Raw genomic sequence first — 20261 nt, 5'->3', positions numbered from 1 at the left:
CCTTGTAGGGCTGGCACTACAAGCCGGTGCACGCCGGCGGCGCGTTCGGGCTCTTTTCAGCCTGGAGAGCCCTGCTTGCCGTGGCGTTCGGCATACAGGGCCAGCTCCACGTCGTTCTTGGTGCCGGTCTTCTCGAGGATGCGTGCGCGATATGTGCTCACGGTATTGGGCGCCAGGCCCAGCTGCGCACCGATTTCGCTCACGCTGTGCCCCGCGCTGAGCAGCCGGTACACCTGGTGCTCGCGGTGCGAGAGCACCTCGGCGCCCTGCCCGGCGCCTCGCCCCACGGCCGAGGCCAAGGCCTCGGCCGTGGCCGCGGACACGTAGAGGCCGCCGCCCGCCACCTTGCGCACCGCACCGACCATGTCGTCGGCGTCGGCGCTCTTGTTGAGATAGCCCGATGCGCCCAGCTTGATGCAGCGCACCGCGTATTGCTTCTCCGGATAGGTGCTCAGCATCAGCACCGGAAGCGATGGCCATTGCTTGCGCAGCGCCTGCAGCACGTCGAGCCCGTCGCGGCCAGGCAGGGCGATGTCGAGCAGCACCACGTCGAGGCCCTCGGGTCCGCCGAGCGCCTGCACGGCTTCCAGCACCTCGGGGCCGGTCTGCGCCTCGGCGCGCACGACCATCGCGGGCAGTCCGTTGGAGAGGTCGCCCAGCATCTGCTTCAGGCCCTCGCGCACGATGCGGTGGTCGTCGCCGATGAGCACGCGGATGTCGCTCATTGCGCGCCTCCGTGCGCATCCACGTGCAGCGGCAGCTGCAGCCGGAAGGTGCTGCCCTCGCCCACGCGGCTCTCGATGTCGATGCGCCCGCCGAAGTGGCGCGCTCGCTCGCGCATGCCGAGCACGCCGTAGGAGGTGGCGGCCTCGAAGGCCTGCGCCGGCGCGCCGACGCCGTCGTCTCGCACGCTGATGCTCAGCCGCGCCTGCTCGACGCCGATGCGGATGCCGAGGCTGCTCGCCCTGGCATGGCGCCCGACGTTGCTCAGCATCTCCTGGAAGATGCGGAACACCGCGATGGCCGCGGGCTCGGGCAGCTCCACGCCGGGCGGCACGTCGAAGCGCCAGTCCAGCTCCAGCTCGGCCGCCTGCACGAACTCGTGCGCCTGCCATTCGAGCGCGGCCCACAGGCCCTGGTGGTCGAGGATGCTGGGGCGCAGGTCGGTGATGATGCGTCCCACGTTGTCGACCGCGCGCTCGATGAGCTGGCTCATGTTCGTGCACTTGCAGCGCATCTGCTCGCGCATGGCCTGCGCCGCGTCGGGCGTACGCTCCTGCTGTTCGCCCAGGCGCTTGCCGATCCAGTTGACGTCCATCTTCAGCGCCACCAGCAGGCTGCCGAGTTCGTCGTGCACCTCCCGTGCGATGCGGGTGCGCTCCTCCTCTCGCACCTTGTCGAGCCATGCGGAGAGCTCGCGCAGCTGCGCCAGCGCATCGCTGAGCTCGCGGGTGCGCTCCTGCACGCGCAGGCCGAGTTCGTCCTTGGCCTGCTGAAGCGCCTCCGCCTGGCGCCGGCGTTCGGTGATGTCGACGAAGGTGATGACGGCGCCGCGCACCTGCGTGCCGTCCATGATCGGGTGGCTCGAATACTCGACCGCGAAGGCGCTGCCGTCGCGCCGCCAGAACACCTCGGTGTCGATGCGGCAGGGCAGGCCGCGCCGGAAGGCGTTGAAGATGGGGCAGTCGGTATCGGCGTAATGCGAGCCGTCGGGGTGCGAGTGGTGCGTGAGCTCGTGCATGTTGGAGCCGAGCACGTCGCCCACCTCATGGCCGAGCATCTGCGCGCCAGCCCGGTTGATGAACATGCAGTGGCCGTCGAGGTCGATGCCGAAGATGCCCTCGCCCGTCGATTCCAGCAGCAGGCCGAGCTGGTGCTGCCACAGCGGGTGGCTGGCGGCGGGGTTCAGTACGGGCGTCTCCATGCACCAAAAGCAAGCAACAGCCGTGCCCGGGGCTTGCTCCCTCTCCCCGAGGGGAGGGCAACGCGGGAGCAACGCAGTTCAGCGCGGCTCAGCGCGCCCAGTGGAACTTGCGGTCCGATTCCTTGATGGGCTGGTCGTTGATGCTCGCGAAGCGCCTCTGCATCAGGCCGTTCTCCGCGAACTCCCAGTTCTCGTTGCCGTGGCTGCGATACCACTGGCCCGCGTCGTCGTGCCACTCGTACTCGAAGCGCACCGCGATGCGGTTGTCCATGAAGGCCCAGAGCTGCTTCTTGAGGCGGTAGTCGAGCTCGCGCGCCCACTTGCGCGACAGGAACTCCACCACCTGCTCGCGGCCGTTGACGAACTCGGCGCGGTTGCGCCATTCGGTGTCGGGGGTGTAGGCCAGGCTCACGCGAACGGGGTCGCGCGAGTTCCAGGCGTCTTCGGCGGCCTGCACCTTCTGCGTGGCGGATTCGAGGGTGAAGGGCGGCAGCGGCGGGCGTGATTCCATGGCGGTTCTTTCGATCGAGGTTGAAGGGGAATGCGCCGGAATGTGCCACATGTAGACAGACCTGTCTACATGCCTACAATCGCGCCATGGACATCTCCTCCATCTCCGAACTACCGGCGCGCGAGCGCATCCTTCGCACTGCGCACGACCTCTTCTACGCCGACGGCATCCGCGCCACGGGCATCGACCGCGTCATCGCCGCATCTGGCGTCACCAAGGTCACCTTCTACCGGCACTACCCCTCGAAGGACGACCTGGTGCGGGCCTTCCTCGATCACCGCCACGGCCTGTGGATGGCATGGTTCGTCGATGCGCTCGGCCGGCTCGGCGCGCAGCAGCGCATCGGCGGCGGCCAGGCGCTGGAGGTGCTGGCCGACGCCATGGCCGAATGGTTCGCCGACCCGGCCTTCCGCGGCTGCGCCTTCATCAACTCGGTGGTCGAGGTGGGCGGCAGCGTGAGCGGCGCGAGCGACATCTCGCGCGAGCACAAGCGCGAGATGGTCGAGGTGATCGCCGGGCTGCTGCCCGAATCGCTGGAAAGCCCGCGCCGCATGGCCGTTGCGCAGGCCGCCGCGCTGGGCGTCGACGGCGCCATCGTCAAGGCGCAGATGGGCGGCGCCGCGCTCGCGCGCGAAGCGGTCGACGACCTGCGCCGGCTGCTTCAGGCGCTGGCGGCGACGCTGCCCGCCTCGGCAGCCGTCACTTCACGACCATCAGCGTGAACGGCCACACGTAGGCCTGCAGCGTCACGTAGAAGCCCACGAGGCAGGCCAGCGCGATGGAGTGGAAGAACACGTAGCGCAGGATCTCGCCTTCGTGGTTGAACCAGCGCGTGGCGGTGGAAGCCACCACGATCGACTGCGCATCGATCATCTTGCCCATCACGCCGCCCGAGCTGTTGGCCGCGCCCATCAGGTTCGGGCTCAGGCCGAGCTGGTCGGCCGCCACCTTCTGCATGCCGCCGAAGAGCACGTTCGATGCGGTGTCGGAGCCGGTGAGCGCCACGCCCAGCCAGCCCATCAGCGTGCCGAAGAAGGGATACAGCACGCCGGTGTTGGCGAAGGCGAGGCCGAGCGTGGTGTCCAGCCCCGAGTAGCGCGTGAGCGTGCCCAGCGCGAGCATCAGCACGATGGTGAGCAGCGAGAACTTCACCAGCCACAGCGTGCGGCCGTAGGCGGCCACGAGCTGGATCGGGTTGTACTTCATCACCAGCCCGCCCACGAGCGCCGACACCAGGATGCCGGTGCCCGTGGCCGAGAGCAGCAGCAGCTGGTAGACGGCGCCCTCCTTCGTCGGCTTGGGCACCACCGGCGCCACCTTCTCGACCATGTTGTGCAGCCCGTCGATCGGGAAGCTCGGCGCGAAGATGCCGTTGAGCCAGGTCTTCACCGAGGGCAGGCCCCAGATGAACACGAACACGGTGAGGATGAGCCATGGCGTCCAGGCGCGGATCACGGCGGCGCTGGAATGCTTCGTCGGCGCGACGGCCGCGGAGGCCTCGCCGCCATCGGCCTCGTGCCCCTTGAGCGACACCGAGGTCCAGACCTTCTTCGGCTTCCACACGCGCAGGAACGCGACCAGGCACACCATCGAGACGATGGCCGCGATGATGTCCACCAGCTCCGGCCCGATGTAGTTCGACACCAGGAACTGCGGAATCGCGAAGGACACGCCCGTCACCAGGATGGCCGGCCACACCTCCATCATTCCCTTGCGCCCCGCGAAGGCCCAGATGAGCCAGAAGGGCACCAGCAGCGAGAAGAACGGCAGCTGCCGCCCGATCATCGCGGTGACCGCCATCAGGTCGTAGCCATGCACCTTGGCCAGCGTGATGACCGGCGTGCCCAATGCGCCGAAGGCCACCGGCGCGGTGTTCGCGATGAGCGAGAGTCCCGATGCCGCCAGCGGCGAAAACCCGAGCCCGATGAGGATGGCCGCGGTGACCGCCACCGGCGTGCCGAAGCCCGCCGCGCCCTCGAAGAAGGCGCCGAAGGCGAACGCGATGAGCAGCAGCTGCAGGCGCCTGTCTTCCGTGATGCCGGCGATGGAGTCCTGCAGTATCTGGAAGCTGCCGTTCTGCTGAGTGAGCTGCTGCAGGAAGATGATGTTCAGCACGATCCAGCCGATGGGCAGCAGGCCGGTGATGCCGCCGAGGAAGGCGGCCTTGCCCGCCATGTCGGCCGGCATGCCGAAGGCGAACACCGCGATGAGCACAGCGCTCAGCAGGCCCAGCCCCGCCGCATAGTGCGCCTTGACGTGAAGCAACCCGAGGCACACCAGCATCACCACCACCGGTATCGCGGCCAGCGCCGTCGATACGATCATGTTGCCGAAGGGGTTGTAAACCTGTTGCCAGACCATGCGCTCGTCTCCTGTTGTTTTGGGAATTCTTCTGAGCCGGTGCTTCGGCCGGGGCAGGGCCGGAAGCGTTCGATACCATCCTACCCCGCTACCCCTTCCGACAAAAGATGGTTTCTCCGCGTCTCCCCTCGACACAGGGCCTGCAGGCCTTCGAGGCCGTCGCACGGCTGCGCAGCGTGAACCTCGCGGCCGAGGAGCTCGCCGTGACGCCCAGCGCCGTGAGCCACCGTATCCGCCAGCTCGAGCTGCTGCTCGGACTCAAGTTCTTCACCGGCAGCGACTTCAGCCTCAGCGCCGACGGCATGGCCTACCTGGCGCGCGTGCGCGAGGCCATCGCTGCGCTGCGGCAGGTGCCGGGGCGCGAGCCCGAGTCGCAGGTGCGGCGGCTGCGCGTGGCGGTCACGCCGACCTTCTCGCGCCAGATGCTGCTGCCCCGGCTGGCGCGCTTTCGCGACGCGTACCCGAACATCGAGCTGATGCTGCAGGTGACCATGCCGGTGCGCAACACCACGGCGGAAGAGGCCGACATCGAGCTGCGCTTCGGCACCGGCCCCTTCCATGACCGCGAGTTCGCCCAGCTGCTGGCCGACGACGTCTCGCCGGTGTGCAGCCCCGCCTACCTCGAACGCCACGGACCCTTCGAAGGCTTCGAGACCGACGCCGAGGTGTCGCGCGCGCAGCTGCTGCGCACGCCGCTGGAGTCGTGGCGCACCTGGTTCAAGGCCTGCGGCATCGGCCTGCCCGAGCCCGCCACGGGCCACCAGTTCAACGACCTCGGGCTGGCGCTGGATGCCGCGGCGGAAGACTTCGGCGTGGTGCTGATGCACCTGCGCCTGGGCAGCGCCTGGCTCGACAACGGCCGGCTGGTGCGGCTGTCGCGGCGCAGCGTGCCCTCGCCCAACGCCTACTTCCTGTGCTGGAAGCCCGGTGCCATGGAGCGGTGGGAGTGCGCCACCTTCGTCGAATGGCTGCGCGAGGCCTTGCGCGAGCGCGCGGCCTGATCAGGCTGTCGGGCTGAATTTTTTTCAGCAGCAGGGCCGGCTTTTTTCAGGTGGCGCCCCGCCCTGCCTGCAGATAATGGCCGGTTAGCTTCCGCCGATCCACCAAGAGAACCCGCCAGGAGACCGCCCGTGCCCGACCTTTCCAAGATCACCAACATCGAAGACCTGCGGGTGATCGCCAAGCGGCGCGTGCCGAAGATGTTCTACGACTACGCCGACTCCGGCGCGTGGACCGAGGGCACCTACCGCGCCAACGAGAGCGACTTCCAGAAGATCAAGCTGCGCCAGCGCGTGGCGGTGAACATGGAGGGCCGCTCGCTGCGCACCACCATGGTCGGCCAGGAAACCGCGATGCCCGTGGCCATCGCGCCCACCGGCCTCACCGGCATGCAGCACGCCGACGGAGAGATCCTCGGCGCGCGCGCCGCCAAGGCCTTCGGCATTCCCTTCACGCTGTCCACCATGAGCATCTGCTCGCTGGAAGACATCGCCGAGAACACCGGCCGCCATCCCTTCTGGTTCCAGCTCTACGTGATGAGGGACCGCGACTTCATCGAGCGCCTGATCGAGCGCGCCAAGGCCGCCAACGTGACCGCCCTGCAACTCACGCTCGACCTGCAGATCCTCGGCCAGCGCCACAAGGACATCAAGAACGGCCTCACCGCACCGCCCAAGCCCACCCTCAAGAACCTCATCAACCTCGCCACCAAGCCGCGCTGGTGCATGGGCATGCTGGGCACGAAGCGCCGCACCTTCGGCAACATCGCGGGCCATGCCAAGGGCGTGAAGGACCTGTCGTCGCTGTCGTCGTGGACCGCCGAGCAGTTCGACCCCGCGCTGAGCTGGGCCGACGTGGAGTGGATCAAGAAGCTCTGGGGCGGCAAGCTCATCCTCAAGGGCATCATGGACGTGGAGGACGCGCGCCTCGCGGCCTCCAGCGGCGCCGACGCGCTCATCGTGTCGAACCACGGCGGCCGCCAGCTCGATGGAGCGCCCTCCTCCATCGCGGCGCTGCCGGCCATCGTCGATGCGGTGGGCAGCGAGATCGAGGTGTGGATGGACGGCGGCATCCGCAGCGGGCAGGACGTGCTCAAGGCCCGCGCGCTGGGCGCCCGCGGCACGCTCATCGGCCGCAGTTTCCTCTACGGCCTGGGCGCCTTCGGGCAGGAAGGCGTGACGCGCGCGCTGCAGATCATCCAGAAGGAGCTCGATATCACGATGGCCTTCTGCGGCCGCACGAACATCGACGAGGTCGACTCGAGCATCCTGCTGCCGGGTACCTTCTGAGCTAGCACCCGAGCCCCCCGGAAAGCCATGTCGGAGGGAGGCCGATGCGGCATCGGCCGACACGCGCGCGTCACATGCCGGCGCAGAATGTTTTGGAAACAACACATTGCCTGCACGGCACAAGAAGGCACCATGAGCGCAGTCACGCCTACCTCGGGAGGCCCAGCGGCCTCTGCTTCATCTCCCCCGCACTACACGGCCGAAGAAAAACGCCACCGCGTCTTCGCGATCATGGCGGCCTCCTCCGGCAACCTGGTCGAATGGTTCGACTTCTACGTGTACGCCTTCTCGGCGCTGTACTTCGCGCCGGCCTTCTTTCCCAAGTCCGACCCCACAGCGCAACTGCTGAACACCGCGGGCGTGTTCGCCGCGGGCTTCCTCATGCGGCCCATCGGCGGATGGCTCTTCGGGCGGCTGGCCGACCGGCTGGGGCGCAAGACCTCGATGCTGATCTCGGTGACGATGATGTGCGGCGGCTCGCTGGTCATCGCCTTCCTGCCCACCTATGCGCAGATCGGCGCATGGGCGCCCTTCCTGCTGCTGGTCTTCCGGCTGTTCCAGGGCCTCTCGGTGGGCGGCGAATACGGCACCACCGCCACCTACATGAGCGAGGTGGCGCTGCGCGGGCAGCGCGGCTTCTTCTCGTCGTTCCAGTACGTCACGCTGATCGGCGGACAGCTGCTCGCGGTGCTAGTCATCGTGGTGCTCGAGCAGTTGCTGACCGAGGCCGAGCTCAAGGCGTGGGGCTGGCGCATTCCCTTCGTGATCGGCGCCATCGCCGCGGTGGTGGCACTGCTGCTGCGCCGCACGCTGCACGAGACGCAGACCGACGAGGCCAGGAAGAACAAGGAAGCCGGCAGCATCGGCGGCCTCTTCAGGCACCACACGCCGGCGTTCCTCACGGTGCTGGGCTACACGGCCGGCGGCTCGCTGATCTTCTACACCTTCACCACCTACATGCAGAAGTACCTGGTGAACACGGTGCACCTGCCGATCAAGACGGCGAGCTACGTGATGACCTGCGCACTCTTCGTCTACATGTGCATGCAGCCGGTGTTCGGCGCGCTGTCGGACCGCATCGGGAGGCGCAACAACATGCTGCTGTTCGGCGGACTCGGCGCGCTGACGACAGTGCCCATCCTCACCGCGCTGCAGCACACCACGAGCCCGGTGCTGGCATTCGTGCTCATCATCGTGGCGCTGGCCATCGTGAGCTTCTACACCTCGATCAGCGGCATCGTGAAGGCCGAGATGTTCCCGCCCGAAGTGCGCGCCCTGGGCGTGGGGCTGGCCTACGCGGTGGCGAACGCGATCTTCGGGGGCTCGGCCGAATACGTGGCGCTGGGCCTCAAGTCAATGGGGCACGAATCGGCCTTCTTCTGGTACGTGAGCGCGATGATGGTCATCGCCTTCCTCGTGAGCCTGAGGCTGCCGAGGCAGGCGAGCTACCTGCACCACGATCACTGAAGCGGGCAATAAAAAAGGGGCTATTCCGCCCCTTCCAGCCGCTGTGCCACCTGCTGCTTGCCTAGCCCTCGCACGGCCGCGAGGCTCAGCAGCTGCGCGGCCCTGGGCCTGGCCTTGCCCTGTTCCCAGTGATAGATCGTCTGGCCGGAAACGCCGACCAGCTTTCCGTAGGCGGCCGCGGAGATGCCCAGCTTCGCGCGATGCGCAGCCAGGCGGCCGGCGCTGAACCTGCGCTTGGGACCTTCATCGCCGGAATCGTCCGGTGCGCTCGCCCGTACGCCGCGGGAGGTGCCCCTGGCGACGTTGCGCAGTTCCTTTTCCAGCGAACTGATCTGGCGGCGCAATGCCGCAATGGCCGCACGATGGTGAACCGATGCCTTCTTGAGGGTTTCCATTTCCGCGCGAACTTCCTTGCGGGCGACGCGCGAGATCTCGGATTTAAGAATGGATGCAATGTTTGGCATGGCCGGCATTGTGCCCAGTAAATGTAAACCCGGGCAAAAAACCGAAGCTCGATCAAACTTGAATCTTTTGATTACAAGCAGAAGATTTGCTGCATCGCGGTCCATTTCTCGCCTTCCGGCGTCCATGGCGTGGGTGCCTGGAACTTCCACATCAGCTCTTCCCACTGCCTGATCTTCGGATTGGTGCGCGTGGCGAGAGCCATTGCCTGGGCGTCGTAGCAGGCGTCGTCGGTTTCCATCAGCATCACCATCCGCGTGCCGATCCGATGGATTTCCATGGCCGTCACGCCATGCGAATCCAGATGCGCGCGCACCTCGGGCCAGATATCGTGGTGATAAGCCTCATATTCGGCGATCAGTGCCGGGTCGTCTTTCAAATCGAGAGCAAGGAAATGGCGCATGCACAACTCCAGTCAGGACTGCGAAGCGATCAGGTCAGCGCACGGTCCAGGTGCGTGTAGCCGCCATCCACGAACACCCATTGACCGGTCGTGTGCGAGGCCCGCTCCGACAGCAGGAACACGACGTTGTTCGCGATCTCCTCGGGCGTGGTCATGCGGCGGCCCAGCGGGATCTTGTCGGTGATGTCGGCGAGCTTGCGGTCGGGCTCGTCGAACGCGGATATCCAACGCTGGTAGAGCGGCGTCATCACCTCGGCCGGGATCACCGCGTTCACGCGCACGCCGTCCTCCAGCAACGAGGCGGCCCATTCGCGCGTGAGCGACAGCTGCGCGCCCTTGGCCGCCGTATAGCCGCTGGTGTTGCCCTGCCCCGTGACCGCCGTCTTCGACGAGATGTTGACGATGGCGCCCCTGCTCGCCTTCAGGTGCGGAAGGCAGTGGTGCGCCATCACGTAGCAGTGGATGAGGTTGCGCTCCAGCGAGGAGACGAATGCATCGCGGCCCGCCTCCAGCCCCACGCTGTCGTTCACGCCCGCGTTGTTGACCAGCCCGTCGATGCGGCCGAACTCGGCAGCCGTGTCGGCAACGGCCTTGGCGCAGGCAGCCTCTTCCATCAGCTCCAGCTGGAAGAAGCGCGTGCGCGGCTGCAGCCCGCGAAGCCCTTCCTCGAAGGAAGCATCGAGCGGGTTCTTGCCGAGGATCACCGGCACCGCGCCTTCCTGCGCCAGCGTCGTCGAGATGGCCGCGCCGATGCCGCTGCCGCCGCCGGTGACGATCACCACCTTGTCCTTCAGATGCAGATCCATGTCGTGCGATGCCTTTCCTTATCCGCGAAAGCGGTACTGCTCCAGCGATTGCGCCTTCATCTCGATGGAGAAGCCCGGCCGCTTCGGCGGCATGTAGGCCGCATTGCGGACTTCGCAGGGCTCCACGAAATGCTCGTGCAGATGATCGACGTACTCGGCCACGCGGCCCTCGCGAGTGCCGGAGATGCAGAGGTAGTCGATCATCGAGAGGTGCTGCACGTACTCGCACAGCCCCACGCCGCCCGCATGGGGGCATACGGGCAGCTTGTACTTCGCGGCCATCAGCATCACCGCGAGGATCTCGTTCACGCCGCCGAGCCGGCAGGCGTCGATCTGCACCACGTCGATGCCGCCGCGCATGATGAACTGCTTGAACATGATGCGGTTCTGGCACATCTCGCCCGTGGCCACCTTCACGGGGGCGATACCCTCGCGGATCCTGCGGTGGCCCTCCACGTCGTCGGGGCTGGTGGGCTCCTCGATGAACCACGGCCTGGCGAAGGCGAGCTGACGCACCCAGTCGATGGCCTGGCCCACCTCCCAGACCTGGTTGGCGTCGATCATCAGGTGCCGGTCCGGCCCGAGCACCTCGCGCGCCACCTTCAGGCGGCGAATGTCGTCCTGCAGGTCGCGCCCCACCTTGAGCTTGATGTGGCTGAAGCCCGCGTCGATCGCCTCCTGCGCGAGCCGCCGCAGCTTCTCGTCGGGGTAGCCCAGCCAGCCGGCGGAGGTGGTGTAGCAGGGGTAGCCCTCGGCCTTCAACGTGGCGATGCGTTCCTGCTTGCCCTTCGATGCCTCGCGCAGCAGCGCGAGCGCCTCGTCGGGCGCGATGCAGTCGGTGATGTAGCGGAAGTCGATGCAGCGCACCAGTTCCTCGGGCGACATGTCGGCCACCAGCTGCCACACGGGCTTGCCTTCGGACTTGGCCCACAGGTCCCACATCGCATTGACGATCGCGCCGGTTGCGAGATGGATCGCGCCCTTGTCGGGGCCGATCCAGCGCAGTTGGCTGTCGGAGGTCACGTGCCGCCAGAAGCGGCCCATGTCCTCGGCCACCCATGCGAGGTCGAGCCCCACCACGAGATGCCGCATGGCCTCGATGGCCGCGCAGCAGATCTCGTTGCCGCGGCCGATGGTGAAGGTGAGGCCGTGGCCCTCCAGTCCGGGCTGGTCGGTCTCGAGCACGACGTAGGCCGCCGAGTAGTCGGGGTCGGGGTTCATCGCATCCGAACCGTCCAGATGCTGCGAGGTGGGAAAGCGCACGTCGAGCACGCGCATGGAGCGGACGATGGTCATTTGAATCTGTCTGGAGAGATCGAAGGGGACCGGGCAGCCGAGCGCAGGGGGCGCGAAAGACGAAGTCAAGAAATGATCTGCAGTCTTTTTGGCGGCCTTTGCGCACCTCGACTTTGTTCTGCGTTCGGCTGTGCTTGCTCCGCCTAGTCGTACAGCACCGCCGCAATCTTGGGGTCGGCGATGTTGGTCTTGTCGTACCAGAAGAAGCCGGTGTCGACGATCTTCGGCAGCTTCTCGCCCTTGATGGCCTTCACCGCCATCTCGACGGTCTTGTAGCCCATGCCCACCGGGTTCTGCGTGATGGCGCCGGCCATGCTGCCGTCCATGATCGCGTTCTTCTGCTGCTTGCCCGAGTCGTAGCCGATGACCACGACCTTGCCGGTGCGCTTCATCTCCTTCACGCCGTTGACCACGCCGATGGCCGAGCCCTCGTTGGCGCCGAAGATGCCCTTGATGTTGGGCGACGCCTGCAGGATCGACTTGGTGATCTCGGTGGACTTCAGCTGGTCGCCGCCGCCGTACTGCACGCTCACGATCTTGACGTTGGGGTAGGCCGTCTTGATGCGGCTGACGAAGCCATCGCGCCGGTCGACGCCGGTGCGGCTGGTCTGGTCGTGCACCACCAGCGCCACCTCGCCGCTCTTGCCGATGAGCTCGGCCATCTTGTCGGCGGCCAGCGCCGCGGCGGCCTTGTTGTCGGTGGTGGTCGTGGTCACGGGAATGTCGCTGTCCACGCCCGAGTCGAAGGCCACCACCGGGATCTTCGCGGCCTGCGCCTTCTTCAGCAGCGGAATCGCGGCCTGGCTGTCGAGCGCGGCGAAGCCGATGGCCTGCGGCTTCTTGGCGAGCGCGGCCGAGAGCATGTCGATCTGCTTGTCGACCATGGCCTCGGTCTCGGGGCCCTCGAAGCTCACCTTCACCTTCAGGTCCTTGGCGGCCTGCTCGGCGCCCTGCTTCACCGCCTGCCAGAACTGGTGCTGGAAGCCCTTGGACACGAGCGGGATGTAGATCTCCTGCGCCTGCTGTGCCTGCGCGAACGCCGACACGCTGGCAAGGGCCGCGCCCAGCGCGCAAGCGACGACTGTTCTTCTCTGGATCATGCGATGTCTCCTGTGGTTGTGGGGGAACGAACGGATCGGGGAGGCAGGAAGTTCAATGCACCTTGCTGCCGCTGCGGCGGCGCAGGATGTCGGCGTACACGGCCAGGATGATGATCACGCCCGTGACCACCGTCTGCCATTCCTGCGCAACCGACAGGATGCGCAGGCCATTGGTGAGCACGCTCATGATGAAGGCGCCGATGATGGTGCCCACGATGGTGCCGGTGCCGCCGCTGAGCGAAGTGCCGCCGATGACCACCGCCGCGATGGCGTCGAGTTCGTAGCCCTGCCCCAGCGCGGGCTGCGCCGAATTCAGCCGCGAGGCGATCAGCAGCCCCGCGATGCCGCAGATGCCGCCGCTGACCGTGTAGACCACGATCTTCCAGAAGTCGGTGTTCACGCCCGACAGGCGCACCGCCTCCTCGTTGCTGCCGAGCGCGAAGGTGTAGCGCCCGAGCAGGGTCCTGTTGAGCACGATGCTCGCGGCCACCGCCACCAGGAAGAGGATCAGCACCGCGTTGGGAATGGGCAGCGCCGGAACGATGTCGCCGATCAGCGAGTCCTGCGAGATGGCGGTGAAGCCCGGCGTGTCGTTGAAGTAGATCGGCTTGGTGCCCGAGATCACCAGAGACAGGCCCTTGAGCAGCATCATCATGCCCAGCGTCGCGATGAACGGCGGGATCTTCAGCTTGGCGATCAGCAGGCCAGAGACGAAGCCGCTGAGCGCCCCGAAGAAGATGGCCGCGCAGATGCCCAGCCACAGCGGCATGCCCATGTAGGTGAGCACCACGCCGGTCATGACGGCGCAGAAGGTCATCAGCGTGCCCACCGAGAGATCGATACCCGAGGTGATGATGACGAAGGTGCAGGCGATGGCGAGCACGCCGTTCACCGCGGTCGACTGCAGGATGCCCACGAGGTTGTCGGCCTGCAGGAACTGCGGCGAGGCGAAGCTGAAGAACACCATCAGCACGACGAGGCTGGCGAAGGCCAGGAGCTTCTGCCGCGTGGCTGGACGCAGGAGCCGGTCCTTCAGCGTCTTCGGCGAGAAGCCCGGCGCAGCGGCGGTGGTGGTCACGGTGGGGGTCGTCAAGGGCAGTCTCCGGTCGTGTTCAGGGGGCGGCTTGTGCGGTCTCGCGCCGGGTGGCGAGCTGCATGATCTTTTCCTGCGAGGCCTCGCGCGCCGAGAGTTCGCCGGTGATGCGGCCCTCGCACATCACGAGCACGCGGTGGCTCATGCGCAGGATCTCGGGCAGCTCCGAGGAGATGATGACGATGGCCTTGCCCTGCGCGGCCAGTTCATTGAGCAGGCGGTAGATCTCGGCCTTGGCGCCCACGTCGATGCCGCGCGTGGGCTCGTCGAAGAAGAGCACGTCGCAGTCGCGCAGCAGCCACTTGGCGATGACGATCTTCTGCTGGTTGCCGCCCGACAGCAGCCGCACCTGCTGGCGCACCGAGGGCGTCTTGATGCCGAGCTGCCGCACGTAGCGCTCGCCGGCCGAGGCAAGCGCAGCCTGGTCGACGAAGAAGCCTGCCGACAGGAAGCGCTTCATGCTCGCGAGCGCAATGTTGGTCTCGACGTCCATGCCGGTGGCGAGGCCGAAGTGCTTGCGGTCTTCCGAGAGGTATCCGATGCCGTGGGCCACCGCGTCCTGCGGCGAGGCGATGGCCGCCTTCCGGCCCTTCACGAAGACTTCGCCAGCGTCGATGCGGTCGGCGCCGAACACGGCACGGGCCAGTTCGGTGCGGCCCGCGCCCATGAGCCCGGCAAAGCCCAGGATCTCGCCGCGCCGCAGCACGAAGCTCGCGTCGCGCACCATGCCGCCCCTGCGGATGCCCCTGGCCTCCAGCACCACTTCGTTGGCGGAGGTGTCGGGCATCCCGTGCTCGGCCTCGGCGAGCTGGCGCCCGACCATCATCGCGATGAGCGTGTCCATCGGCGTGCTCGCCATCGGCACGGTGGCGATGTACTGGCCGTCGCGCATCACGGTCACCCGGTCGGCGATGCGCTTCAGCTCATCCATCTTGTGCGAGATATAGACGACGGCCACGCCGCGCGACTTCAGGCGCGCGATGATGCGGAACAGGTCGGCCACCTCCTCGTTGTTCAGCGCGGCGGTGGGCTCGTCCATGATGAGCACGCGCGAATCGAACGACAGCGCCTTGGCGATCTCCACCATCTGCTGCCGGGCCACCGTGAGCTCGCCCACCGGCGTGCGCGGGTCGAGCTTCAGTTTCATGCGCTCGAAGATGCGCTGCGCCTCGCAGCACATGGCTTCCTCGTCGATGAAGACGCCGAAGCGCCCGCGCGGCTCGCGGCCGATGAAGATGTTCTGCGCGGCGCTCAGGTGGTTCATCAGGTTGAGCTCCTGATGGATGATCCCGATGCCCAGCGCCTGCGCGGCGCGCGGGCTTTCGATGTCGACCGGCCGGCCGTCGAGCAGCACCTCGCCCGAATCCTTGCGGTACACGCCCGCCAGCACCTTCATCAGCGTGGACTTGCCCGCGCCGTTCTCGCCCATGAGTGCATGCACTTCGCCGGGCAGCAGCTCGAATTGCGCCCTGTCGAGCGCGCGCACGCCGGCGAAGGACTTGCTCAGGTCGCGGATGGTGACGATGGGTTGCATGGCTGTTCAGTCCGCCGAGAGGCCGTAGAAGCGTTGCGCGGTGCCGTGCCACACCTCGGCCTGCTCCCACGCGGAAAGGCTGCCGATGCAGGCCTGGCTCACCGCGATCCAGCCTGCATAGTCGCCGGCCAGCGTGAGCACGGGCCAGTCGCTGCCCCACATGAGGCGCGAGGGGCCGAAGCACGCCAGCAGGTGGTCCCACACCGGGCGCAGCACGCGGGTGAACACTTCCGCATCGCGCTGCATCGAGGACGGCGCCTCGGTCCACAGCCCCGAGAACTTGCAGCAGACCTGGGGCAGTGCCGCCAGGGCCGCGATGTCTTCGCGCCAGCGGGCGAAGTCTTCGCCGTCCTGGGCGCCCACCGGCGGCTTGGCGCCGTGGTCGATCACCATCGGCAGCTGTGGCCACCGCTTCGCGAACTGCAGGAGCCACGGAAGGTGCCTCGGATTCACGAGCGCGTCGAAGCGCAGGCCGAGCTTCAGCATGGCGTCCACCGCATCGGGGTGCGGGCGGCGCGCGATCCAGTCGTCTTCGGGCAGGTCCTGCAGCATCGGCCGCACGCCCTTGAACTTGGGGTGCCGGGCCATCCGCTCGAGTGAAGCGGCGGCGTCGGCGCGGCCCAGGTCGACCCAGCCGACCACGCCGCCGATCTCGTCGCGGCTGCCCGCGAGGTCGAGCATGAAGTCGGTCTCGGCCAGGGAATCGGCCGCCTGCACCAGCACCGTCCGGCTCACGCCTTGGGAATGCAGCAGCGGCTGCAGGTCTGCGGGCATGAAGTCGCGCAGCAGCGGCGCCAGCGCGGGCACGTCGGCACGCAGCCACGTGTAGTCGCCGCGCGCGGGCCGCCAGAAGTGCTGATGCGAGTCGATGCGCTGGATCATTTTCGGGTCGCCACGGCAGGTCTGCCGTTCGCCTTGCCTCTCTAGTCCATTCGTGAACAGAGTATTTACATACGAACTTTCAGCGTCAACCTCATCCGATGAGTGCTTACCCGTAGAACGAAACTTGCAAGCTCCGTCTCTTGCTGTTGAAATTCATTGGTGAACAAAACAACTCAAAACGACATCTTGAGCAAGCCATCCGACGACCAGGAACAGCAGGACCGCTACCGCGCCCCCGCGCTCGACAAGGGCCTGGACATCCTCGAACTGCTTGCCGACCAGCCCGAGGGCCTGACGCGCGGCGAGATCGTGAAGGCGCTCGACCGCGGCCCGAGCGAGATCTACCGCATGCTCGAAAGGCTGGTGGCGCGGCAATACGTGCTGCGATCGCTCGCCGGCGACCGCTACAGCCTGAGCCTGAAGATGTTCGACCTGGCGCACCGCTACCCGCCGAACCACAGGCTGGTGACCCAGGCGCTGCCGGTGATGGACCGCTACGTGAAGGAAGCCGAGCAGTCCTGCCACCTGGGCGTGTACGACAGGGGCAACGTGCAGATCGTGGCGCAGGTCAACAGCCCCGCGGCGAGCAGCATGACGGTGCGGCCGGGCACGCGCGTGAACCTGCTCGACACCGGCTCGGGCCAGGTGCTGCTGGCCTGCGAGTCCGAGGAGCGTCGCCGGCAGATGCTGGCCGAGCACGTCGCGCTCGACGGCGAGGTGCAGATTCCGCCCGACGAGCTGGAGCACATGCTGGAGGCGGTGCGCGCCACCGGCTACCGGCAGCGCGAGAGCATGCAGTACTTCGGCGTGATCGACATCTCCTGCCCCATCCTCGGCCCGCGCGGGCATGCGCTGGCGGTGCTGACCACACCATACATCCGCCGCATCGACCGGCATGCGATCCCGTCGCTGGACCGCGCGCGCGAGCTGATGCTGCAGGCCGCGCGCGATCTCTCGCTGCTGGCGAACGCCTGAGCGCGCGCCCTGCTCAGGCGAACAGCTTTCCGTTGAGCGCGATCCGCACCGTCTTCACCGTGAGAACCGCCAGCGCCACGTTCAGCGCGGCCAGCAGCAGGATGGCGATCACCCACAACGGCGCGCTCGCATGCGACTCGGCGTACTTCAGCGCGGCATTCGCGAGCGCGGCCATCGGGAAGCCGATCGCCCACCAGCTCGGCGCGAAGCTGGCGCCGCGGCGGAACACCTTCGGCGCGACCACCGCGAACATGAAGAGGCCGAAGTAGAAGAGCAGCGAGGCGAAGCGATCGATCTCGCCGACGATGTTGGTGTAGGCCAGGAAGCCCACCGCGAAGGGCGCCACCAGAATCATCAGCGAGGGCTCCATCGCGGGAGCGAGCGGGTCGCGGTGCACGAGGCGGCCGACGATCATCGTGAAGAGCACGAGCGCGAGCACCACGCCGATCGCGCTCGCGGCCAGGTTGACTTCAGGAGCCCACGCCATCGGCATGTGCGCACCGGTCACGGGAATGTCCAGCGTGGCAACGCCGGGGATGATCCACGCCGGCACGGCGAGCGCAGCGTCCACCTGCCCCTTCAGCAGCCGCGACAGGCCGATGAAACTCAAGGCAAAGGTCGCGAGCAGCCCCGCCGTCCAGGCGAAGTGCGCGAGAGGCGCGCTGTAGGGCGCGACGATGGCCGACAGCAGCAGCACGGAGATCGCGATGGTGCCGAAGAAGTTGCCTGCCACCGGGTGATGGAACTCCGCGCGCACCGCTTGCGGATGCCGCGCCAGCTTCGTCAGGTAGCCCGCCGCGATCAGCAAGAACACGAGCAGCGCGAAGGCCCCGATGGCCTCGCCGACGATGGCCGGCGCGCCCAGGCTGTCGTGCGCCAGCCGCCAGGCGAGGGCCAGGCCCGACAGGCCCATCACGGAAGCGAAGAGGTTGACCGGGAGATTGCGCACGGAGCCCTGCACGCGCGGCGCGGCCGCCGGGGAGGAAGGATTGAGGGGATTCAGAGGGTCCAGAGCCTGTTCCTGCATGTTGTTCTCCTTGGCTGGATTTGCATTAGTTGGTATTTTCCGCCAGACTCGCCAAGCCATTTCACTCAACTCACGGCGTTTTCCGCCAATCCCCGGGCCTTGTCCGCCATGCGTGTCGCCATCCTCGCCTTCCCCCGTTTCCAGCTGCTCGACGTGGCCGGCCCCGCCGACGTCTTCGCGGAGGCGTCGCAGCAGCTGGGCGACCGGCGCGCCTATCACGTGCAGGTCATCGGCGCGGGCGAGGGCATGCTCAAGAGCAGCAGCGGGCTGCGGCTGGGCGTGGATTCGACGGTCGCCACGCATCGCGGCGCCATCGACACCCTGCTGGTCGCGGGCAGCCCGCGCGTGGAAGACATGGCGGCCGACACGCAGCTGCAGGAGTGGCTGCGGCGCCAGGCGCGCACGGTGCGCCGCTACGGCTCGGTGTGCAGCGGCGCCTTCGTCCTGGCCGCCAGCGGGCTGCTCGACGGCAAGCGCGTGGCCACGCACTGGAAGCTCGCCGGCCAGCTCGCATCGGACTACCCGCTCGCCAACGTCGAGTCGGACGCCATCTACGTGCGCGACGGCCAGCTCTTCACCTCCGCCGGCGTCACGGCCGGCATGGACCTCGCGCTGGCGATGGTGGAGGAAGACCACGGCCGCGACCTCGCGCTGAGCGTGGCGCGGCAGCTGGTGATGTTCCTCAAGCGCCCCGGCGGACAGAGCCAGTTCAGCGCCCACCTGGCGGCGCAGACCTCGGAGCGGTCCGCCATGCGCGAGATACAGGACCACGTGCTCGCGAATCTGAAGGACGACCTCTCCGTGCCCGCCCTCGCCCAGCGCGCCGGCATGAGCGAGCGCAACTTCGCGCGCATCTTCCGCAGCGAGACCGGCACCACGCCGGCCGAGTTTGTCGAGAATGCGAGGATCGACGCCGCCCGCCGGCTGGCCGAGGAATCCGACCTGCCGGCCAAGCGGCTGGCCGACGCGGTGGGCTATGCGAACGTGGACGGCTTCAGGCGCGCATTCGGCCGCCGCCTGGGCGTGAGCCTGGTGGAGTACCGCAGGCGCTTCGCCAGCTGAGTGAGAGAGAGTCGAGAGCCGCCGCACGACGACAACCGGAGCGCAGCATGCAGATCGAGCCATTCGACGAGGGACTGGACCAGCGCAACATCCTCGCCTACGACCCGGCCTACGCCGAAGTCTTCGCCGACGCCCGCGCGTACGTGCAGTCGAGGCTGCCCGGCGTGGAGCTGGTGCACATCGGCAGCACGGCCGTCGTCGGGCTGCGCGGCAAGCCCATGATCGACATGGCCGCCATCACCGCGCGCGAGAACCTGCGCGAGGAGCAGGCGGCGTTCGAGCGCATCGGCTTCCACCGCCGCCCGGTCTGGGTCGACCGCGACGAGAAGCCGTATGTCTGCGGTTCGGTGCTGCACGGGGGGCGGCGCTTCAACCTCAACATCCACGTCTGCCACCGCGGCGACCCGGTCCACAAGGATTCGCTGGCCTTCATCGACATCCTCGAGCGCCGCCCCGACCTGCGCCTCAGATACGAGCAGGCCAAGGACCGCGCCCACGCCGTCGATCCGGCCAATCCCCAGATATACAACCGCGAGAAAGAGGCTGTAATCAAGGAAATCGAGGCCCAGATTCCCAGGGAGTGACAGTTCCAGCGACGCACCGGGCCGCACTGCCCGACCGATGCACGGAGGTGAACCGAGATGCCCGCTGCCATGTTTGCCGCCCTGTTCTTCACGGTGGCGCTGCTCGTCACGACGGCCTACTTCATCATGGGCTCGATCCCGCTGCTGGTGCTCAAGCACGACACGCCGCTGGACGCGCGCTTCGTGCGCGGCTTCTTCAACCTCTACTACGTCGCCGCCTTCATCACCGCGAGCGCGACGGCGGTGAGCTTCGCGTCGGCGGGCCGGCTGGGCATCGCGGCCGGTGCTGCGGCACTGGCGGCAATCGCCGTGGTGCTGCGCAGGAAGGTCATCCCGAAGATGGACGCGCTGGGCACGCAGATCCAGGCGAACTACATGGACGCGATCCCGGGGTTCCGCAGAACCCACGTGGTCGCGATCCTGATCAACATCGCACAGCTCGTGGCGATCGTCTGGACGCTGATCGCCATGAGCCGCCAGGCATAG

At 67.3% G+C, this 20261-nt stretch carries 21 protein-coding genes; 8 read left to right on the top strand and 13 right to left on the bottom strand.

Features of this window, described 5'->3' with window-relative positions:
- Nucleotides 1-56 precede the first annotated feature (56 nt).
- From ACTJLF_RS12750 to ACTJLF_RS12740, 3 genes are all read right to left on the bottom strand, one after another.
- On the bottom strand, nucleotides 57-725 hold the full coding sequence (locus ACTJLF_RS12750) for a response regulator transcription factor (protein ID WP_440883198.1): 669 nt from the start codon (nucleotides 723-725) through the stop codon (nucleotides 57-59).
- Nucleotides 722-1924 carry a sensor histidine kinase gene (locus tag ACTJLF_RS12745; RefSeq protein ID WP_126022572.1) on the bottom strand — a complete coding sequence of 401 codons (1203 nt, stop codon included), beginning with the start codon at nucleotides 1922-1924 and terminating at the stop codon, nucleotides 722-724. The genes ACTJLF_RS12750 and ACTJLF_RS12745 overlap by 4 nt, the downstream gene beginning before the upstream one ends.
- Before the next feature lie 88 nt (nucleotides 1925-2012).
- Entirely contained in the window at nucleotides 2013-2435 is a 423-nt protein-coding gene (locus tag ACTJLF_RS12740; RefSeq protein WP_019654201.1) for a nuclear transport factor 2 family protein, read from the bottom strand.
- An 86-nt stretch (nucleotides 2436-2521) separates the two neighbouring features.
- Between ACTJLF_RS12740 and ACTJLF_RS12735 the strand changes: the two genes are divergently transcribed.
- Nucleotides 2522-3157 carry a TetR/AcrR family transcriptional regulator gene (locus ACTJLF_RS12735; protein WP_019654202.1) on the top strand — a complete coding sequence of 212 codons (636 nt, stop codon included), beginning with the start codon at nucleotides 2522-2524 and terminating at the stop codon, nucleotides 3155-3157.
- Here ACTJLF_RS12735 and ACTJLF_RS12730 read toward each other — a convergent pair.
- Nucleotides 3135-4796, bottom strand: a complete 1662-nt coding sequence (locus ACTJLF_RS12730) for an L-lactate permease (protein WP_145760483.1) — start codon at nucleotides 4794-4796, stop codon at nucleotides 3135-3137. The genes ACTJLF_RS12735 and ACTJLF_RS12730 overlap by 23 nt on opposite strands.
- Before the next feature lie 107 nt (nucleotides 4797-4903).
- Between ACTJLF_RS12730 and ACTJLF_RS12725 the strand changes: the two genes are divergently transcribed.
- From ACTJLF_RS12725 to ACTJLF_RS12715, 3 genes are all read left to right on the top strand, one after another.
- Nucleotides 4904-5797 carry a LysR substrate-binding domain-containing protein gene (locus ACTJLF_RS12725; RefSeq protein WP_145760484.1) on the top strand — a complete coding sequence of 298 codons (894 nt, stop codon included), beginning with the start codon at nucleotides 4904-4906 and terminating at the stop codon, nucleotides 5795-5797.
- Between the two features lie 129 nt (nucleotides 5798-5926).
- Nucleotides 5927-7084 carry an alpha-hydroxy acid oxidase gene (locus ACTJLF_RS12720; RefSeq protein WP_019654205.1) on the top strand — a complete coding sequence of 386 codons (1158 nt, stop codon included), beginning with the start codon at nucleotides 5927-5929 and terminating at the stop codon, nucleotides 7082-7084.
- 132 nt (nucleotides 7085-7216) lie between these two features.
- Nucleotides 7217-8551 carry an MFS family transporter gene (locus ACTJLF_RS12715; RefSeq protein ID WP_440883197.1) on the top strand — a complete coding sequence of 445 codons (1335 nt, stop codon included), beginning with the start codon at nucleotides 7217-7219 and terminating at the stop codon, nucleotides 8549-8551.
- 20 nt (nucleotides 8552-8571) lie between these two features.
- On the opposite strand, the gene ACTJLF_RS12710 is transcribed toward ACTJLF_RS12715, so the two are convergent.
- The 8 genes from ACTJLF_RS12710 to ACTJLF_RS12675 form a co-directional block, all read right to left on the bottom strand.
- The gene (locus ACTJLF_RS12710) at nucleotides 8572-9015 is read right to left on the bottom strand and encodes a helix-turn-helix domain-containing protein (protein ID WP_440883196.1); all 444 of its coding nucleotides are present in this window, start codon (nucleotides 9013-9015) and stop codon (nucleotides 8572-8574) included.
- A gap of 71 nt (nucleotides 9016-9086) precedes the next feature.
- Complete coding sequence (locus ACTJLF_RS12705; protein WP_354327253.1) at nucleotides 9087-9416, bottom strand: L-rhamnose mutarotase; 330 nt, start codon at nucleotides 9414-9416, stop codon at nucleotides 9087-9089.
- A 29-nt stretch (nucleotides 9417-9445) separates the two neighbouring features.
- Entirely contained in the window at nucleotides 9446-10222 is a 777-nt protein-coding gene (locus ACTJLF_RS12700; protein ID WP_184604281.1) for an SDR family oxidoreductase, read from the bottom strand.
- An 18-nt stretch (nucleotides 10223-10240) separates the two neighbouring features.
- A complete protein-coding gene (locus ACTJLF_RS12695) occupies nucleotides 10241-11518 on the bottom strand; it encodes an L-fuconate dehydratase (protein WP_440883195.1) in 1278 nt (425 codons plus the stop codon).
- A gap of 143 nt (nucleotides 11519-11661) precedes the next feature.
- Nucleotides 11662-12618 carry an ABC transporter substrate-binding protein gene (locus ACTJLF_RS12690; protein WP_440883194.1) on the bottom strand — a complete coding sequence of 319 codons (957 nt, stop codon included), beginning with the start codon at nucleotides 12616-12618 and terminating at the stop codon, nucleotides 11662-11664.
- Between the two features lie 52 nt (nucleotides 12619-12670).
- Entirely contained in the window at nucleotides 12671-13711 is a 1041-nt protein-coding gene (locus ACTJLF_RS12685; RefSeq protein ID WP_416490875.1) for an ABC transporter permease, read from the bottom strand.
- Nucleotides 13712-13730: 19 nt separating this feature from the next.
- Nucleotides 13731-15245: a sugar ABC transporter ATP-binding protein gene (locus tag ACTJLF_RS12680; RefSeq protein WP_126182789.1), complete on the bottom strand. Its 1515-nt coding sequence runs from the start codon at nucleotides 15243-15245 to the stop codon at nucleotides 13731-13733.
- A gap of 6 nt (nucleotides 15246-15251) precedes the next feature.
- The gene (locus ACTJLF_RS12675) at nucleotides 15252-16127 is read right to left on the bottom strand and encodes an amidohydrolase family protein (RefSeq protein WP_132797056.1); all 876 of its coding nucleotides are present in this window, start codon (nucleotides 16125-16127) and stop codon (nucleotides 15252-15254) included.
- A gap of 186 nt (nucleotides 16128-16313) precedes the next feature.
- On the opposite strand from ACTJLF_RS12675, the gene ACTJLF_RS12670 reads away from it, so the two are divergent.
- On the top strand, nucleotides 16314-17102 hold the full coding sequence (locus ACTJLF_RS12670; RefSeq protein WP_132797054.1) for an IclR family transcriptional regulator: 789 nt from the start codon (nucleotides 16314-16316) through the stop codon (nucleotides 17100-17102).
- 13 nt (nucleotides 17103-17115) lie between these two features.
- On the opposite strand, the gene ACTJLF_RS12665 is transcribed toward ACTJLF_RS12670, so the two are convergent.
- Nucleotides 17116-18129, bottom strand: coding sequence for an SLAC1 anion channel family protein (locus tag ACTJLF_RS12665; RefSeq protein WP_440883193.1), 1014 nt, complete (start codon nucleotides 18127-18129; stop codon nucleotides 17116-17118).
- A gap of 108 nt (nucleotides 18130-18237) precedes the next feature.
- On the opposite strand from ACTJLF_RS12665, the gene ACTJLF_RS12660 reads away from it, so the two are divergent.
- Genes ACTJLF_RS12660 through ACTJLF_RS12650 form a run of 3 tightly spaced genes read left to right on the top strand, consistent with a single transcriptional unit; the run spans nucleotide 18238 to nucleotide 20261 of the window.
- On the top strand, nucleotides 18238-19191 hold the full coding sequence (locus tag ACTJLF_RS12660; RefSeq protein ID WP_126182893.1) for a GlxA family transcriptional regulator: 954 nt from the start codon (nucleotides 18238-18240) through the stop codon (nucleotides 19189-19191).
- A gap of 47 nt (nucleotides 19192-19238) precedes the next feature.
- Nucleotides 19239-19775, top strand: coding sequence for a GrpB family protein (locus ACTJLF_RS12655; RefSeq protein WP_126182785.1), 537 nt, complete (start codon nucleotides 19239-19241; stop codon nucleotides 19773-19775).
- A gap of 57 nt (nucleotides 19776-19832) precedes the next feature.
- A complete protein-coding gene (locus ACTJLF_RS12650; protein ID WP_019654219.1) occupies nucleotides 19833-20261 on the top strand; it encodes a hypothetical protein in 429 nt (142 codons plus the stop codon).

The sequence above is a fragment of the Variovorax sp. 22077 genome, assembly GCF_052044195.1.
Classification (GTDB): Bacteria; Pseudomonadota; Gammaproteobacteria; order Burkholderiales; family Burkholderiaceae_C; genus Variovorax; species Variovorax atrisoli.
The sequence above is the reverse complement of the archived record's forward strand: the minus strand, read 5'-3'. Positions and strand labels throughout refer to the sequence as shown.

Excerpts from the sequence above, each read along its gene's own strand:
- ACTJLF_RS12680 (WP_126182789.1), bottom strand. The coding sequence starts at position 15,245 with ATGCAACCCATCGTCACCATCCGCGACCTGAGCAAGTCCTTCGCCGGC.
- ACTJLF_RS12715 (WP_440883197.1), top strand. The coding sequence starts at position 7,217 with ATGAGCGCAGTCACGCCTACCTCGGGAGGCCCAGCGGCCTCTGCTTCA.
- ACTJLF_RS12695 (WP_440883195.1), bottom strand. The coding sequence starts at position 11,518 with ATGACCATCGTCCGCTCCATGCGCGTGCTCGACGTGCGCTTTCCCACC.
- ACTJLF_RS12750 (WP_440883198.1), bottom strand. The coding sequence starts at position 725 with ATGAGCGACATCCGCGTGCTCATCGGCGACGACCACCGCATCGTGCGC.
- ACTJLF_RS12710 (WP_440883196.1), bottom strand. The coding sequence starts at position 9,015 with ATGCCAAACATTGCATCCATTCTTAAATCCGAGATCTCGCGCGTCGCC.
- ACTJLF_RS12740 (WP_019654201.1), bottom strand. The coding sequence starts at position 2,435 with ATGGAATCACGCCCGCCGCTGCCGCCCTTCACCCTCGAATCCGCCACG.
- ACTJLF_RS12735 (WP_019654202.1), top strand. The coding sequence starts at position 2,522 with ATGGACATCTCCTCCATCTCCGAACTACCGGCGCGCGAGCGCATCCTT.
- ACTJLF_RS12690 (WP_440883194.1), bottom strand. The coding sequence starts at position 12,618 with ATGATCCAGAGAAGAACAGTCGTCGCTTGCGCGCTGGGCGCGGCCCTT.
- ACTJLF_RS12660 (WP_126182893.1), top strand. The coding sequence starts at position 18,238 with ATGCGTGTCGCCATCCTCGCCTTCCCCCGTTTCCAGCTGCTCGACGTG.
- ACTJLF_RS12730 (WP_145760483.1), bottom strand. The coding sequence starts at position 4,796 with ATGGTCTGGCAACAGGTTTACAACCCCTTCGGCAACATGATCGTATCG.
- ACTJLF_RS12725 (WP_145760484.1), top strand. The coding sequence starts at position 4,904 with ATGGTTTCTCCGCGTCTCCCCTCGACACAGGGCCTGCAGGCCTTCGAG.
- ACTJLF_RS12745 (WP_126022572.1), bottom strand. The coding sequence starts at position 1,924 with ATGGAGACGCCCGTACTGAACCCCGCCGCCAGCCACCCGCTGTGGCAG.
- ACTJLF_RS12705 (WP_354327253.1), bottom strand. The coding sequence starts at position 9,416 with ATGCGCCATTTCCTTGCTCTCGATTTGAAAGACGACCCGGCACTGATC.
- ACTJLF_RS12655 (WP_126182785.1), top strand. The coding sequence starts at position 19,239 with ATGCAGATCGAGCCATTCGACGAGGGACTGGACCAGCGCAACATCCTC.
- ACTJLF_RS12665 (WP_440883193.1), bottom strand. The coding sequence starts at position 18,129 with ATGCAGGAACAGGCTCTGGACCCTCTGAATCCCCTCAATCCTTCCTCC.
- ACTJLF_RS12650 (WP_019654219.1), top strand. The coding sequence starts at position 19,833 with ATGCCCGCTGCCATGTTTGCCGCCCTGTTCTTCACGGTGGCGCTGCTC.
- ACTJLF_RS12700 (WP_184604281.1), bottom strand. The coding sequence starts at position 10,222 with ATGGATCTGCATCTGAAGGACAAGGTGGTGATCGTCACCGGCGGCGGC.
- ACTJLF_RS12675 (WP_132797056.1), bottom strand. The coding sequence starts at position 16,127 with ATGATCCAGCGCATCGACTCGCATCAGCACTTCTGGCGGCCCGCGCGC.